General features: G+C 60.4%; 11 protein-coding genes. 2 read left to right on the top strand and 9 right to left on the bottom strand.

Annotation, left to right across the window (positions count from 1 at the left end; translation table 11 throughout):
• The first annotated feature begins 27 nt into the window (after positions 1-27).
• Together NQ559_RS05840 and NQ559_RS05835 are read left to right on the top strand one after the other, a co-directional pair.
• Complete coding sequence (locus tag NQ559_RS05840) at positions 28-1,314, top strand: MFS transporter (protein WP_018695761.1); 1,287 nt, start codon at positions 28-30, stop codon at positions 1,312-1,314.
• A gap of 176 nt (positions 1,315-1,490) precedes the next feature.
• On the top strand, positions 1,491-2,822 hold the full coding sequence (locus NQ559_RS05835; protein WP_026318341.1) for a sulfatase-like hydrolase/transferase: 1,332 nt from the start codon (positions 1,491-1,493) through the stop codon (positions 2,820-2,822).
• A 113-nt stretch (positions 2,823-2,935) separates the two neighbouring features.
• Here NQ559_RS05835 and NQ559_RS05830 read toward each other — a convergent pair whose 3' ends face one another.
• The 9 genes from NQ559_RS05830 to NQ559_RS05790 form a co-directional block, all read right to left on the bottom strand.
• Entirely contained in the window at positions 2,936-4,315 is a 1,380-nt protein-coding gene (locus NQ559_RS05830; protein WP_026318342.1) for an SGNH/GDSL hydrolase family protein, read from the bottom strand.
• Between the two features lie 34 nt (positions 4,316-4,349).
• Positions 4,350-6,509 carry a GH92 family glycosyl hydrolase gene (locus tag NQ559_RS05825; RefSeq protein WP_018695764.1) on the bottom strand — a complete coding sequence of 720 codons (2,160 nt, stop codon included), beginning with the start codon at positions 6,507-6,509 and terminating at the stop codon, positions 4,350-4,352.
• A gap of 29 nt (positions 6,510-6,538) precedes the next feature.
• Entirely contained in the window at positions 6,539-8,863 is a 2,325-nt protein-coding gene (locus NQ559_RS05820) for a GH92 family glycosyl hydrolase (RefSeq protein ID WP_018695765.1), read from the bottom strand.
• A 50-nt stretch (positions 8,864-8,913) separates the two neighbouring features.
• Entirely contained in the window at positions 8,914-11,253 is a 2,340-nt protein-coding gene (locus NQ559_RS05815; RefSeq protein ID WP_026318344.1) for a GH92 family glycosyl hydrolase, read from the bottom strand.
• A 24-nt stretch (positions 11,254-11,277) separates the two neighbouring features.
• Complete coding sequence (locus NQ559_RS05810) at positions 11,278-13,857, bottom strand: glycoside hydrolase family 38 C-terminal domain-containing protein (RefSeq protein ID WP_154654025.1); 2,580 nt, start codon at positions 13,855-13,857, stop codon at positions 11,278-11,280.
• A 225-nt stretch (positions 13,858-14,082) separates the two neighbouring features.
• The gene (locus NQ559_RS05805) at positions 14,083-14,331 is read right to left on the bottom strand and encodes a hypothetical protein (RefSeq protein WP_018695768.1); all 249 of its coding nucleotides are present in this window, start codon (positions 14,329-14,331) and stop codon (positions 14,083-14,085) included.
• A gap of 1,098 nt (positions 14,332-15,429) precedes the next feature.
• Positions 15,430-15,678, bottom strand: coding sequence for an HU family DNA-binding protein (locus tag NQ559_RS05800; protein ID WP_018695770.1), 249 nt, complete (start codon positions 15,676-15,678; stop codon positions 15,430-15,432).
• Positions 15,679-15,881: 203 nt separating this feature from the next.
• Positions 15,882-16,559 (bottom strand): aquaporin, encoded by a 678-nt coding sequence (locus tag NQ559_RS05795; RefSeq protein WP_026318346.1) that lies wholly within the window; start codon positions 16,557-16,559, stop codon positions 15,882-15,884.
• 7 nt (positions 16,560-16,566) lie between these two features.
• Entirely contained in the window at positions 16,567-16,731 is a 165-nt protein-coding gene (locus NQ559_RS05790) for a hypothetical protein (protein ID WP_154654017.1), read from the bottom strand.
• Between the last annotated feature and the right edge of the window lie 129 nt (positions 16,732-16,860).

The following is a 16,860-nucleotide window of genomic DNA, read 5'->3' as shown; positions in this document are numbered from 1 at the left end:
TTTGTAGGGCAATACTAAACTACTGACATGAAAGAAACAACCGTCTCGACCTCGGGCAACGGCATTTTCAGCAAGGCTTTCTCGGAAATCCGGCATTTCGGAACCTATCCGTTCAACATGCGGATACTCCTGCTGACGAACATGCTGTATGCGTTCGTCCTCCCCGTCGTGGAACTTTTCGTCGGCACCTACATCATGCGCAACAGCTCGGAGCTGGCGTATGTGGTGGGCTACCAGCTGGCCGTCTACACGGGCATCCCGCTCACCTTCCTGGTGAACGGCTTTCTCATGCGCCGCATCCGGATTTCGCACCTCTATTCGTTCGGGATGCTGCTGAGCGGCGTTTCGATGGCCGTGATGATGTCGCTCGAAACGCTCGACCTGGCCGGGATCGTCGTGGCGGGGCTTATCATGGGGCTTTCGTACGGATTTTTCTGGGCCAACCGCGATTTCCTCGCCCTGAATTCCACCGACGACGGCAACCGCAACTATTACTACGGTCTGGAAAGTTTTTTCAACACCGTCGCCGGGGTCGTCGTACCCGGTATGATCGGGGCGTTTCTGGGCGCCACGGCCGACCACAACTGGCTCGGGGGAAATATCAACCTGGCCTATAAACTGGTGACCCTCTTCGTTTTCGTGCTTACGATCATCGCCTCGGCCGTCGTATTCCGCGGCAGGTTCTCCAATCCCCCGAAGGAGCGGTTCATCTATCTGCGCTTCGATGTGCTGTGGAACAGGATGATGCGCCTTGCCGTCCTGAAGGGGATCGCCCAGGGATACATCGTCACGGCGCCGTCGATGCTGGTCATGACGCTCGTCGGGAACGAATCCACGCTCGGGACGCTGCAATCGGTCAGCGCCATCGTTTCGGCCGTGCTGCTCTACCTGCTGGGGCGCTTCGCTTCGGCCAGGCACCGGGTGCTGATCTTCTCCTCGGGCCTGCTGCTCTTCGCACTGGGCGGGGCGTTCAACGCCGTGCTCTATTCGGCGACGGGCGCGATCGTATTCATGCTGTGCCTGGTGATGGGGCGCCCGCTGATGGATCTGGGCTATTTCCCGATCCAGCTGCGGGTCATCGACTACGTGAGCCGGAAGGAGAACCGCAACTCCTACGCCTATATTTTCGTCCACGAATTCGCTCTCTACCTCGGCCGTTTCTTCGGATGCGGGCTGTTCATCGTCCTGACGATCTGCCTGTCGGATACCTTTGCGATCCGCTATGCGCTGCTCATCATCGGAATCATCCAGCTCGTCTCGATCGGGATCTCCCGGAACATCATCCGGGCGCTCGACAGGGCCGAGGCGGAATAGGATACCCGGCACGGGGGCAAGAGGGACAGCCCCGGGCCGGGACGATGCGGAGGGGCTCCGTCGCTGCCGGAGGGCACAGGCCGGGCCTGTGCCCCGGGTATGGCGGCCCCGCCCGTATCGGGAATGCTGCCGCCGCGGAGCGGCTCCGGTTTGCCTTACTTTAAAAATTGACCGATATGGATAGGAGACAACTCATGCTGGGTGCCGGCGGCCTGCTGCTGGCCGGTGCGGCTTCGGCGCAGGCAGCGGCGCCCAACGTCATCGTCATCTACACGGACGACCACGGTACGCTGGACGTGAACTGCTACGGGGCGCCCGACCTTTGTACGCCCAACATGGATGCGCTGGCCGCGAGCGGCGTGCGCTTCACGCAGTTCTACGCCGCGCCCGTGAGCTCCGCCTCGCGCGCCGGCCTGATGACCGGGCAGTTCGCCGCGCGCGCCGGCCTGACCGGCAATGCGGGCTGGACGGGCTTCCCGCCCGAAAAGGAGACCGTCGCCCAGCGCATGAAGGCCAACGGCTACCGGACGGCCTGCATCGGCAAGTGGCACCTGGGCTCCCGTCCCGAATATGCCCCCAACAACCGGGGCTTCGACTATTTCTGGGGATTCCTGGGCGGGTGCATCGACAGCTACTCGCATTTCTATTACTGGGGCGGCCCCAATGTCCACGACCTCTGGCGCAACGGAGAGGAGATCCACTACGAGGGGCGGTTCTTCACCGAGGAGACCCTGCGCGAAGTCAAGGAGTTCATCCGGGCGGGGGATCGCAGGCAGCCCTTCTTCCTCTACTGGGCGGTCAACATCCCGCACTACCCGCTGCAACCCAAGGAGAAGTGGTTGGATTACTACGCCGGACTGCCCGATCCGCGGCGCATGTACGCCGCGTTCGTCTCCACGTTCGACGACTACCTGGGCGAATTGCGCACGTTCCTCGATGCGCAGGGACTGACCGACGATACGATCATCGTCTTCCAGTCCGACAACGGGCACAGCACCGAGGTGCGGACTTTCGGCGGGGGCGGTTACTGCGGGGACTACCGGGGCGGCAAGTTTTCGCTTTTCGAGGGCGGAATCCGCGTGCCGGCCGTCATCAGCTGGCCGGGGCACCTTCCGGCAGGGGAAGTCCGGGATCAGGTGGCGATGAATATCGACTGGTTCCCGACGCTGCTCGACCTGTGCGGGCTGGATGCCTCGGGGATCGACGTGGACGGGGCGAGCATCGTGCCGCTGATCCGCGACGGTGCCGCAGCTTCGCCGCACGACGTGCTGCACTTCGATTTCGAGAGGCAGTGGGCCGTGCGCCGGGGCGATTGGAAGCTGATCTGCAATGCGATCGACGTGTTGCCCAACGACAGGAACAAGACGCTCGAAGGGCTGTACCTGACCAACCTGAAGATCGACCGCACCGAATCGGAGAACCTGATCGACAGGTATCCCGAAAAGGCGCAGGAGCTGCTCGCGCTGCGCAGGGCCTACGAGGCTTCGCTGGGGAAGGACAAGGAGTAAATCCCGCCCCGCCCTCGGTCGTGGGGCGGATGCACGCCGCCACCGGGAGCATCCGGATAAAACAAGGGGAGGCCGCATCGGCCTCCCCTTCACTTGTTTGCAGCCTGCCCGGATCAGTTCGGGCGCAGTACGACCTTGCGCGTCTGCGGCTTGTTGATCTCGTAGATGGTCTCCACGAGCAGTTCCATCTGCTGCGCGCGTGCCTCGCGGACATGCGGGAGCATGAGCTTGGCGTAGTTTTCGCGGTGGATCTGGAGCCAGATGTTCTTTCCTTTTTCCGCGTCGAGCACGCTCACGGCATGTGCGTCGTTGGCGTCGAGCAGCCCCTTGTTCTGGAAGAAATCGTACTGCACCCAGGCGTAGTCGCGGAAGTTGCGTTCGATTTCCCAGCGGTATTCGTTCAGGTGCATCACCTCCATCGCCTGCCGGTACTGCGGCGTCTGCTGCTCCGCGAGGTTGATGCCTTCGCCTAGCTGTTTGCCGCTCCAGGTGCCGATCCGCTCGCCGTCGATGTAAAGCGTGTAGTCGCCTTTCAGCCCCTTGACGGTCAGCATTTCGCGGTTCATCTCCTCGATGAAGGGAACCAGCTTCGTGGCCTCGGCCTGGCTGCGCTTGGATCCCATCCCGTGCGTCAGGGTGTCGAGCGGGTAGGGCAGGGCTTCGGCCAGGTAGTCGAACGAGATTTCGCGGCCGTTCCTGCGCAGGCCGGTGATCTCGCAGTTGCCAGCCTTGAGAACCTTCGCCTTCGCCGCGTCGATTTGCACGTCGGCCACCTCCCTGCCGGCAAAGCCCTGTGCCTTGAGGTAGAGGTAGGCCATCACCATGTGCCCGTCGTTGTCCGGGTGGATGCGGTCGCCCATCGACAGCGAGAACGAAGGTTGTCCGGCCTGCACGCGCCGGCCGATTTCGACCATCGGGGCGCTGAAATCCACGAACTCCCAGCCGTTGGCTGCAGCCGACTCCTTCTGGAACCCGACGACGCGATCCATCACGGCGTTCTTGCCCCGCAGCGGGGCGTTGTTCTCGATTTGGGCCGTTTCGTCGTAGGGCGAACCCCCGAGCATCACCACCCGCACGCCGTCGAGGGTTTGCAGGCGCTTCTCCATCTTCTTGAAGTTGTCGTAGCACTCCCGGTACTTCTTTTCGCCGAATGCCCCAGCATCGTCGCCGTTGTATTCCATGTAGCCCGTGTCGTTCATGCCGAAGGTCACGGTCAGCACCGTGGGGCGTTTGCTGAGAACGTCGCCGTCCAGGCGCTTGTACATGTCGCCTGCGGTCTCGCCGCCGATGCCGGCGTTCATCACCCGCAGATCCATGTACGGGAAGCGGGTCATGTAATAGAGCCAGATGTAGGAGTGGTAGTGGCCGCCGTCGGTGATGCTGTTGCCGAGGAATACGGCGCGGTCGCCGTCCTTGAACGGCGCTACGGTCTGCGCCGCGGCGGAAGCGCTCATGCAGAGCGCCGCCGCAAGGGATAGAAGGATTCTTTTCATGGTTATGCGGTTTGTTGTGTTTTGGTGAGCGGATTTATTCGTACGAGGGCGGCAGTTGTGTCCGGCCCCAGTTTCCGGACGGTTTGGCCGAGGTCGTATATTCCAGCGTCGCGCCGTTGCGGAGCGCATCCCAGCCGATCCATGTGCTGCCGTAGGGTTTTCCGTCGAGTTTGAGCGCCGTGGTGTAGATTTGTTTCTCCGAGCCCCCGGTGATGGTGATGTCGCCGTGCTTGAGGTGGATGACCACCTTGTCGAAGACCGGGGTGCTGAGCGTGAAGCCGCCTACGCCGGGGATCATGGGGTAGAGCCCCGTGCATGCGAAGACGTACCAGGCTCCCATCGTGCCCAGGTCGTCGTTGCCCGGCAGCCCGTCGGGGGCGCTCGTGTACTGCTCGTTGAGGATGCGGTTGATGACCTTCGAGGTCTTGTCCGGCCGTCCGAGCCAGTTGTAGACCCACGGGATATGGAAGCTCGGCTCGTTGCCCGAGGCGAACCACGGGTCGTTGTACCCCGCGTCGAGGCGCACGAAGAATTCGTCGAGCCGCTTTTCGGCCGCGGCCTTGCCGCCCATCGTTTCGATCAGCCCCGCCAGGTCGTAGGGCACCATCCAGAAATAGTTTTTATAGGTCGATTCGCGCCAGTCTTCGCCGAGCGGTTTCCACGACCCGTCGGCATTGCGCGACTGCAGCCAGCCGGTCTGGGGGTTGTAGAGGTTTTTCCACGAGCGGGCGTAGTGGAAATAGCGCCAGCTGGCGAATTCGTCGCCGCAGGCGTGCAGCGCGAACTGCCCGATGGCGAAGTCCGACGAGGTGTATTCGAGCTGCTCCGAAGCGTTGTAGTACCCTTTTTCGAGGTATTGTTTCAAGCCCGGGCGCTCTTCCACGTCCTGCGATTTGGCACCCGGCACCTCGGCGTTCCTGCGCATGATCTGGAACAGCGGGAAGGGGTCGTAGTCCTGTGCGCCGAACGCCCAGGCGTTTGCGATCAGGATCGGCGTGGGGTCGCCCTGCATGATGCCGGTCTCGATGTTGGCCATCACCCAGCGGGGAAAGGCGCCGCCCGACTGCTCGGCGAAATGCTGGTGCGAGAGTACCACGTCGGACGCCACGTCGGGCGCCAGCATCGAGAGCAGCTGGATCTGCGTGCGGTAGGTATCCCAGTTGCTGAACGAGGTGTACTGCTTCGAACGGCTTCGGTGCACCCGGAAATCGGCGCCCATGTACTCGCCGTTCACGTCGCTGCATACGTTGGGGTGGATCAATACGCGGTAGAGGTGCGTGTAGAACTGGGTCGTGCGGTCGGGGTTGGTGCCTTCGGCCTCGATCAGCCCCAGGTAGTCGTTCCACCTCCGTTCGGCGGCGTGCTGCACGGCCGCGAAATCCCACCCGGCGTTTTCGGCCGCGAGGTTTGCGCGGGCGTTCTCCACCGAGACGTACGAAACGCCGATCTTGTACTGTACGTTGCGGTTCTCGGTGAGGTCGAACGTGAAGTAGACGCCCGATTCGCTCCCCTCGGCGAAACGTCCGCCGGGGGTGAGCCGATCCTCTTTCCAGATGCCCGTCGTGACGGCCCGCGTGTCGAACTCGGCGACGAAGTAGACCTTGTACGGGGTGCGTACGCCGCAGAAGCTGCCGCCTTCGGCATAGCCCTCGCAGCTGTTGGGGCCGGTGATGACGACGGCGGCCTGTTCGATCGGCGTGGCGGCGATGCCCGCGCCGATGATCACGGTGCCGAACGCCTCTCCCGCGGGGTATTCATAGCGGGCCATGCCCGTGCGCTCGGTGACGGTGAGCCGCGCCTTGACCGCCTCCTGCACGGTGGCTTCGTAGTAGCCGGCATGGCCTTGTTCGCCGCAGATGCCGACCCGGTAGTCGAGGATGTTTTCGGGCGAAGAGTCGAGTTTCCCCGTCACGGGGAAGGTCGGGAAATTACCCATGTGACTGCACCCGCCGCCGCTCAACTGGTTGATGACGAACCCGCCCCGCTTGGCGAAATAGGTCGGCGTGAACTGTACCATGCCGAACGGGTAGGTCGCCCCGGGATAGAGGTAACCCGAGGTCAGCCCCACGCCCCGGGTGCCGATCAGGGTGTTGACCTTGTGCGCGTAGCTGTCGCTTTGCTGCCCGCAGGCGCTGCCGGCCCCGAGTAAGAGGGCCGCCAGCGACAGGGATACTGTTTTCAGGGATTTGAACATGTCCTTCGGAATTTCGGTTGTCGATCGGTTCATTCGGGTTTGGAAAGCGAGAAGGGAGCCGCATCCTTGCCCGTGCCGCGCTCCTTGTTGGGCTCGGGGCCCATTACCAGGCGCATGACGCCGCCGTCGGCGATGTCCTTGTAGGTGATGTAATTCTTGTCGAGCGGCTTGCCGTTGAGCGTCGCGGACTGGATATAGACGTTCTGCTGCGAGTTGCCGTCGGCCTCGATGACGAACTTCCGGCCGTCCTCCATCGTGATGGTCGCCTTGCGGAACACGGGGCTGCCCAATACGTACTGGTCGGTGCCGGGGCAGACGCTGTAAATGCCCAGCGAGCTCAAAATATACCACGAGGACATGCCGCCCTGGTCTTCGTCGCCCGGATAGCCGCGCTCCGAGGAGTTGTAGAGCCGCCCGGTAATCTGCCGCGACCAGTATTGGGTCTTCCACGGCTGGCCGGCGTAGCTGTACAGGTAGATCATATGCTGGATGGGCTGGTTGCCGTGGGCGTACTGCCCCATGCCGGCCAGTTCCATCTCCTTCATCTCGTGGATCATGCCGCCGTAGGTGCCCGGACGGATGACGTTCGGCACGGTGAATACCGAGTCGATCTTGGCGGTGAACGCCTCGTCGCTGCCGTAGAGGTTGATGAGCCCCTGCACGTCGTGGAATACCGACCAGTTGTAGTGCCAGGCGTTGCCTTCGCAGTAGGGGCCGCCCCACTCGTAGGGGTCGAAGGGTGCGAGCCAGCTGCCGTCCTTGAGGCGGCCGCGCATGAAGCCCGACTCCTTGTCGAAGACGTTGCGGTAGTTATACATCACGCGCGAGAAGATCTCCTCGTAGAACTTGTTGCCGGTCATGCGCGCCAGCTGGTAGCCGCAGAAATCGTCGTAGGCGTATTCGAGCGTCTGTGCCGTCGAGCCCATCGACTCGGGGTAGGAGACGTATCCCAGCTGCCAGTACTCCTTCCATCCCGCGCGGCCGTTGGCACCGCCCCACGGGCCTTTGTTCATCGCCTCCTTGGCGTAGGCTTCCAGCGCCTTTTGGGGGTCGAACGTGCGGATGCCTTTGGCCCATGCGTCGGTCAGCAGCGAAATGGCGTGGTTGCCGATCATGCCGCCCGTCTCGCCGGGCGCCGACCACGATGGCAGCCAGCCGCACTGCTCCTGTGCCGCCAGCAGGGCGTTCATGTAGCGTCCCTGCATCGTCGGGTGCAGGATGTTGGTCAGCGGGAACTGCGAACGGAACGTATCCCAGAAACCGTTGTCGGTATACATGTAGCCGGCGTGTACCTTGCCGTCGTAGGGGCTGTAATAGTAGGGGTTGCCCTCGGCGTCGCGTTCGTAAAACTTGCGCGAGAAGAGGTTGGCGCGGAACAGGCACGAATAGAAGGTGCGGATTTCCTCGTCGGTGCCGCCTTCGACCGCGATGCGGCCCAGCAGGGCGTTCCACGTCTCGGCGCCGCGTTTTTTGGTCGCTTCGAGGTTCTTGTCGGCGCCCAGTTCGCGGTCGAGCGTGAGCAGCGCCTGCTCGGGGCTGATGTAGGACGAGGCGGCCTTGGCCTGCACTTTGGTGCCGGCCTTGAAGCGCACGTAGGCCCCGTAGCCCTTGCCTTCGCCCTCGGTCATGCCCGGGAAGCGTTCGTCATGCTCGTTCTCCCAGAGCCCGTACTCCTCGAACGGCCGGTCGAACTGGATGACGAAATAGTTGCGGAAGGTTTCGGGGTGGTTGACGAAACGCTGGTTGTTCACCCACCCCGAGATCTGCCGTTTGGCGGGGTCGATCTTCATTTCGCTCATGGCGAAATAGCCGTCCAGCACCAGGTAGGCGTCGCCTTTCCGGGGATAGGTGAAGCGCAGGTGCACGCCGCGCGTGGTGGGTGCCATTTCGGTGGTGATGCCGTTGTCGAGCGTCACCCGGTAATAGTGCGGTTTGGCGATCTCGTTTGCGTGGCTGAATTTCGACGCACGCGCGTCCTCGTTTACGACCAGCTCCCCGACCTCGGGCATGAGCGAATAGACCGCATAGTCGCTCATCCACGGGCTGCACTGGTGCGCCTGTTGGAATCCGCGGATCTTGTCGACCGAGTACTGGTATTTCCAGCCTTCGCCGTTGGGGCCGGTCTGTGCGCCCCAGGTGTGCATCCCGTAGGGCATGCCGGTCGTGGCGTAAGTGTTGCCGTAGCTCAGTTCGAATTTCGAGTCGGTGCCCTGCAGCGTGTTCACGTATTGCACGTAGTCCTGTTTCTGCGCGAAGGCGGCCGACAGCGAGCAGAGGCCGAAGAGGCCTGCCGCGGCGATCCGCCTGAGCGATGACCGCAGCCGGCTGCGGTCTTTGTTGACGGTGTTTTCCATAGGTTTGTCGTCTATTTTTAGTGATATGATTAGGTTCGTCCTGTTGTTGCCTATATGCCCCACCGGGTGTTGGGGGTGTCGCCCATGTAGAGTTCGAGCGTCCCTCCGGCCGCAATGTCGGCGAAGTCGATGTGGGATGCCGTGTGCTCCCTGCCGTTGAGCACCGCCCGCTGGATGTAGACGTTCGAGGAGCTGTTCCCGTGCGCCACGACGGTGAATGTCCCGCCCGGCGCGTAGGCCGGGTCGAGGCGCAGTTCGATGCGGTCGAAGACGGGGCTGGTGATCTCCATCCGCGTGTCGCCCGGGCAGGCGGGATGCAGGCCCGCGGCCGCGAGCACGTACCAGGCCGACATCTGTCCGGCGTCCTCGTTGCCCACGATCCCCTCGACCTTGTCGGCGTAGGCCTTTTCGCAGATGTGGCGCGTCCATTTCTGGGTCTGCCACGGCTGCCCGAGCCGGTTGAAGAGGAACGGCACGAGGTGGACGGGTTCGTTGGCGTGGTTGTAGTAGTCGTTCCAGAGCATGTCCGACGGGGTTTTGTCGAAGAACTCCGTGAGGTCGCGCAGGACGGCTTCGCGCCCGCCCATGAGCGATACCATGCCCTCGACGTCGTGCGGCACGAACCATCCCTGCTGATAGGGGTTCGACTCGATGCAGCCGTACCACTCGGTGGTGCGGGCGTTCTCGGGCCACGGCTCCCACCCTCCGTCGGCGCGGCGCGGGCGGAACCACCCCTTCTCCCGGTCGAAGATATTGCGGTAGGCCTGCCCTTTGGCGGCGTAGAGGGCGGCGTCTTCCCGCTTGCCCAGCTGCGTGGCCAGGCGCGAGATGCACCAGTCGGTATAGGCGTATTCGAGCGTGTGCGAAATGCACAGTTCCGAGGGGGTGTAGCCCAGCGGGTCGTTGCCGAAACGCTTCGAGGAGTTCACGGCATAGCGGTAGGCCTTCTCGACGTCGTAGCTGCGGATGCCCTTGGCATAGGCGTCGGCCAGTACCGACAGCGCCGGGTTGCCCAGCATGCAGCCCGAGTAGGCGTTGACGATCTCCCAGCGCTCGAAATAGCCGCGCCCGCTCTCATCGGCCATCGTGACGAGCGAATTCACGAGGTCGCTGACCAGTTGCGGGTTGATGATGGTCTGCAACGGCATCTGGCTGCGGAACACGTCCCAGCCGCTGAAGATCGTGCGTTTGGTGAACCTGCCTCCCGTGGTATGGATTCTGCCGTCCGCCCCCGGGTAGCGCCCGTCGGCGTCGGTGTAGATACGGGGGTCGATCATCGTGTGGTAGAGCGCCGTGTAGAAGATCGTCTTTTGCCGGTCGCTGCCGCCGTCGATGCGGATGCGCGCCAGCTCCCGGTTCCACAGCTCGCGCGCCTCGCGGGCAACCTGGTCGAACGCCTTGCCGGCGATCTCCGCCTCGAAATTCTTCCGGGCGCCCTCCATGTCGACGAACGAGATGCCCGCGCGGAGGACGACCTGCTCGTCCTGCCGCGTCCCGAATTCGGTGTAGAAACCGATGTGCCTGCCTTCGATGCGGTCGATGCCCGTGACGACGGGCGCCGCGGCTACGCGCTGCAGGTAGGGGACGCTGACCACCTCGTCGCGCTTGCGTACCCAGTCGTCGGGGATGTCGGCGCTCCAGAACCCGTAGTTTTCCATCGGCTTGTCCACCTGCGCGTAGAAATAGACCGTATAGTCGGCCTGTCCCTCGCCATTGCCCCAGCCGCCCGTGGCGGGGGTGCATTTCATCCACCCGGCGATGGTGTGCTTGTCCACCACCTCGATGTATTGCCGCTCGGCCGTGCCGCCGACGCGGCGCGCCAGGTCGATCTGGATGCGCGACTGTTCGCCCTCGGGAAAGGTGAAGCGCAGGATGCCGCAGTGCGGGGTGGCCGAACTTTCGGCACGGATGCCGTAGTCGGTCAGCAGGGCGCTGTAATACCCCGCGCGCGCGGTTTCCGTGGCCTTGTCGTAATGGGAACGGTAACCCCCGATCGAGCCGTCCTCCCTGCCCGCGATCTTTTGCAGCGGGCCGGTCGTCGGCATGACCAGCAGGTTGCCCAGGTCGCCGAACCAGCCCACGCCGCTCATCTGCGTGAAGGCGAACCCTTCGATGGTCGTGTGCTCGTAGCTGTACCCGGGGCTGTTGTCCCCGCCGGTGATGGTGTTGGGGCTGACCTGTACCATACCGTAGGGAGTCGTCGCCCCGGGGAAGGTCTTGCCCAGCCCGTGGTAGACGCCCGCGGCGCTCGTGCTGGTGCTCGCCCCGATGAAGGGGTTCACGTAGTCGGCCGGCGAGAAGCTGCCCGTGTCGCCCTGCGCGGCCGTGGAGCAGCCGGTGAGCCCCATGGACGGGCAGCATAATAAGAGGAAGAGTAAGGTCTTGGGAATGTTGCGGTAGTGCATGGCTTGGTCTTATTTTGTCAGTCGAAGGGTTTTCAGTCCGAAGCGGGGCATCGCCACCTCGATTTCCGATACGCCGCCCCGCTTACGGATGGCGCAGGCGGCCGTCGCGTTCCCGTTCAGGTCGGTCTGCTCGACCTTCGAAAGCGGGAAGGCGAACCTGATTTTCTGCGGGGTGCCGTCGCCGTCGGCGTTGAACAGGCGCACGACGATCTGCTCCCCGTCGAGGTAGGCGGCCGAAATCTCATAGCCCGTGCCCGCCGCGTCGATCAGCGAGGCTTCGTCCGCGGCGGCCTGCGCCGCAAACGTGCAGAGCAGCGGTTCGTTCCAGCGCCGGTTCTCTTCCTGGATGCCTGCGGCGTCCCATGCCCTGCGGTGGGGTACGACGGCGAACCGGATGTGCGTCGGGCCGTCGATGGGGTAGTCGCGCCCCCAGAGCCCGTTGCCGGAGTATTGCACCGTAAGTCCCAGCGGGGCGTCTGCGCCGTAGGAATAGGAAGTCGTGTGGTCGGAGAGGAGCGCCAAGCCGTGGCCGCCGTCCCGCTCCGCGAGGTCTACCCAGTGCAGGATGACGTTGTGCTTGATGTTGTCCCAGGTGGTGAAGTGGGTGTTTTCCAGCGTGCTTTTGCAGACGTCGAAAGGTGCGTCCTTATACAGCGCGGGGGCGTCGAGGGAGACCGGGAAGAGGATGTTGAGGTTGAAACGGTCGTCGTAGAATGCCCTGTGGTTGTTGTTGAAGCCGTCCTTCTGGCGGAATGCCCCGATGCCGACGTTGTGCTGCCAGTCGATCTTCAGGTCGAAACCGATCTTCCGTTCGCCCTTGCGGAGCGTGATCGTCTGCGTGAAGGGGTGCGTGTCGATCCGGCCGCTGATGCGGACGCTTTTTTCCAGCTCGTTGTCGCAGAGTACGGTCACGGTGGCCGGGGACTGCGCCGAGGAGTGGAACTGCCCCTGGTCGTAGAAGAATCCCCGCAACTCGCCGAAGGCGAATTTGTGCTGCGGGTCGGCGAATTCCTTCCCGCCCTCCTTTTTTGCGACGAGGCTCGTGATGGTGCCTCCCCGTGCGGGGTCGATCACGATCCGGTACATGTCGTTCTCGAGGATGTGCCGGCCCGTCTGTGCCTGTGCCTGGCGGGGTGCGGCCGCGGCCGCGTTGCCGGATGTCTTTTTTACAGTGTAGGTCGTGTAACCGAATGCCGGGACGGAGGCTTCGAACAGGAGCTGCCGCCCGCCCTGCGCCGGGACGATGGCGTGCGGAACCCGTTTGCCTTTGGCGTTTGTCACTGCCAGCTCCCCGTCGCCGAGGTCTTCGGGCAGCGTCGCCGACACCGTTTCGCGGCGGGGGCTGCCGAGCGTGTTGCAGACGCGCAGGCGGATCTCTACGCCGCCGTCGCCCGGTGCCGCGAAGCTTTGCAGCGCATCGGCGATCACCCCGTCGCACAGCGAGTCGGTGGCGGCCGTCCAGCGGTGGATGTGCTGCGCCCATGTCCCCTGCCTGTTGAGCCCGTTGTAAGGTACGATCCACGAGTCGTGGTGCTGGGCGAGCATCAGCGTCCGCCAGCCCTCGTCGAGCGTTGCCTGCCCGTAGCGGTAGCCGTTCACGAGGTTGGCGATGACCCCCGCCTTTTCGGCCATGACGAGCTTGTTCTCCGATTCGCGCACCTGCTGCGCGATGCGCTGCAAGACCTGGCTGCCCCACATAAGGCTTACGCGGACGTCTTCCTGCGGCATGCGGTAGTCGTCGGAGCTCCTGCCGTCGGTCACCCGTTCGAAATACTCCCGCCACGTGACGTAGACCGAGTTGTTGCGGATGCTGTCGCCCGACCCGATCCAGGGGCCGTATTTCCATCCCGCATCCTGGTAGCACATCCCCACGGGGTGGGCGATGCCGTATGCGATGCAGGCGTCGAGGTACTCCTTCTCATTGCCCCATGCCGTGGTCTGCCACACCGAGTTTTTCTGGAGCTCTTCGCAGGCATGGCGCGGCGAAGTGAGGATCGAACTGCCGTCGGGGCCGATCCAGTTGACCAGTTCGCCGCCGTAGGGCGCCGTGTACCCGCCCCAGCAGGTATTCGGACACTTCAGGGATGCGTATTTGAACCCGTAGAGTTTCAGTATCTGCGGCAGGCAGCTGGTGAAGCACGGCTCCTCGACGGAGTAGGTGACGAACTCCACGTCGGGGAAATGGCTGCGGATCTTCCGCATGCCGTATCCGAACTGCCGGATGATGCTTTCGCCCGAGATGTTGTAGCAGTAGGGCTGGGCATAGGACGGGTTGGTGAATTCGACGCGCCTGTCGGCGGCGATCGCCTTGAACCGGGCGTAGTCGGCCGGCGTACGCACCTCGACGGTGTCCCATGTCTCGGGTTCGATCTCCAGCCCGATCCTCCATTCGGGGTGCGCGGCCAGCTGGTCGGTGATAAAGCGGGTTTTCCAGGCGACCGGGTAGTGGCCGTAGATGCCCCCGTGGTATCCGTCGACGAAATAAACCCGTTGCTGCGAGCGGACGGGGGTGCCCGATGCGAGCAGGAGCAGGGCCAGGCACAGCGCCGTTATGGATTTCTGCTTCCGGTGCGATGTGCCGCGCCGCATATCCCCTGTCCTTCCGAAGATCGTCCGGGCTGCCTTGCAGACGGATGCAAACCCGTTGTAAAATGAGTCCATGGTCGTATTTAAGTTTGGTTTGTAGGTTTCGGAACATTGCGTAATTCCACTTTTACAAAGTAAATTAATAAATATGTAACCCGGGATTATATCCCGGGTATGTTAGAGGCAAAGTAAATATACTTTTTGGGGAAGATGTTTGTAAACAGCAATTTATGCGTTTGAATCCCGGCCGTTTTGGTAAACCGGATTGAAACCCGCCGGCCGGCCTTCCGCCGTGGTTTTTGTCCGGTTTTGTGCCCGGGATGCTGTTCCGGCCTGTTTTATGCCCGTTTCGGTCGTGTTCGTGGAGCGCGAAACCCGGTTGTCCGGCGGTGCGGCAAATCCGCTTTGCGGGACGGTCTGTGATTTGCGGCAGCTCTCGTGCAAGACAGCAAACAAAAAAGACAACTGATTGATCATCAATTGTCTTTCAATTTGCTCATTTTATCATTAATTTTTGATAAGTTTTTTCTGGTTTTATCTGTCTCAAAGCGGAACCGCCCATGGGCTGATGTTGATGAACCGGCTATATCTCTGCACGGATATCCTGTTTCCGTGGGGTACCTCATTATTACGATTCTTAATCTTTCCCCGCCATTATAAAATACTCCAGGACTTCTCCTTGGTACAAAGCTAATAGCGTCAGCCTTGACAGAGCTTTCTTCGGTGCACTTCTTTGAAAAAATTAACCCCAGCAATTGTGACTACTCCGAAACAGAACCTCGTTACACTGTGGATTATGAATACTAACTTCAGCAATGTCGGCAGCCACCCGACGTTCCAACCCAAACAGTGACGGCCCTGAAGCAACGCTTCAGGGCCGTCGTCGTTTAGATATTTTTCTTCGGGGATGCTAAAATGCAAGTTGTGGCAGTTCAGTGTTGCCATTTTTACGTTTATATTGTGCAAGATATTGATTATCTGTAATCTGTCCAATATCTATCTTGCGATAGAAACGGACTGTGCTACCATGCTTCCATTTTTTTTATAATATGTTGTATTTTAGTTGTTTTTGTGTTTATTTTTTGCGAAAGTATAGTGCTGACTTAGTCTGATGTTTTTTTGTATAAAATTTTGCGATCTGCATGTTTTGGGGAAATAAAAAGTGTAAGCAGCCTGTCGGTTGTTTTGTCAGTTCGCTGCAACAGTACCTTGCATATGGTTTGGATCGCAGGCTGCGGCCCACGAAGCTGGCTTAATTTGATGTGCTGAGCATTCTCTTTGTCCCATGAGATATCATAGCGAGTCAGCATTAAGTTGTGATGATACATAGAAATACAGATTTCCTGCCGGGAAAGCAAGGCTACCACCCCGCAATATTTCCTTTCCGTCGCCGGTCGAAGCCCCCGTTGCCGTTCACACCGCGTTTATCCTCGCTTGAAATGATTCCCCGGTACAGTTTTAGCATTATGCATTTCGGATAATAAAGCCGAGGCAATAACTCTTTCAGAGTATGTTAGACCGGAGATGTTACTTCTCACAGCTCATGTCCCTCTTGTAACGCATATCGATCCGCTCCTACAAAGCAGGAGAGAACGTAAAGCGCACCAACTTGCCGGTCGGGACAACGATTGATTTATGCCGGTAAGCCTTACGCTCACGGAAATCTTGCAAACGGAACGATCCCAACGAGGATATGGTGACTTTCTGACCATCAAGGATCGAGGCCACTATGCAATCAAACAGAGCGTTGACAATCGGAACAACTTCGCGCATAGGTCGCTCTAACATTTTGGAAACTTGACGGATCAGCGCATATTTATTCATAACCGACGATATTATTTGCTACATGTAATTCTATGAGATAGGGCTACGCGTGTAGCCCTATCTTGTACGTTATATCCTGGAACCGTTGGTGGTGCTACATAACCGGTAAGCATTGTAGACATATATGAAACTGCCCGCCATGCTTTATCGATAGTAGCCTACTGTAAAATGATGCTGTATCAGAATATGAATATTTCAATGCGCTATTCTGGTTTGCCAGAGAAAGTTTTCCATGCAACCGAGGCTATGACCGCACCTACAAAAGGTCCAATAATGAATACCCAAAGCTGCTGGAGCGCTGCGCCGCCTTCAAAAAGAGCCGGAGCGATCGAACGGGCCGGATTGACCGACGTTCCCGTGATCGGAATGCAAACGATATGCACCAATACCAGCGTAAGTCCGATAGCCAGACCTGCTAAGTTCCCGGCACCGTGCTGCGGGTCTGTGGCACATAGAGCTACGAAAACGAAGATGAAAGAGAATGCCATCTCAGCGATCAATGCCGGGAGCAGATTCCCTGCAGCATAGCTGTTGGCACCGGTTGCCGTAGCGCCGAGCGGAAGGTCGCCGCCATGCACGAGGAGCCAAATAATCGCCGAACCGGTAATAGCTCCTACAACCTGTGCGCTCATGTAACCTACGGCTTCCGAGCCTTTCATACGTCCACAGAGCCATACGCCCAACGTAATGGCCGGATTGATATGGCAACCCGATACGGAACCGATGGCATAGGCCATGGCCACGACCGATAATCCGAACGCAAAAGCGATCGTCAATGTGGCGGCGACACTCGTGGCCCCACCGTTCATTACGGCTGCTCCGCAGCCCATAAGCACCAGCACCATCGTGCCGACACCTTCAGCAAGCAATTTTTTCTTCATAATTATATTATTGATATGCAACAAATAAAAGTCCTAGTATTCCAAGAGCCCCTAATGCAATTATACAAAAGGAAGCGATGAGGATCGCAGCTATCCGGCTTTGTTTTTGTGCCAGAATATAGTCTTCCCGACTGTCTTGGGGGAACAAATCTTCTGAACTTATCTTTTTCATATTGTTTCGTATATAAAAGTAGATTATTAGGTCAACGATAAAAATAAGGCCCCTATTCGCTACGCCTTCCTTGTGACGACAAAGAACCTTCGACAAATAGAGAGCCCGTGTGATCACTCGTCCGTGAGG

The sequence above is a fragment of the Alistipes onderdonkii genome (assembly GCF_025145285.1).
Taxonomy (GTDB): domain Bacteria; phylum Bacteroidota; class Bacteroidia; order Bacteroidales; family Rikenellaceae; genus Alistipes; species Alistipes onderdonkii.
Note: the sequence above shows the minus strand (reverse complement) of the source record. Positions and strands in the feature narration are given on the sequence as shown.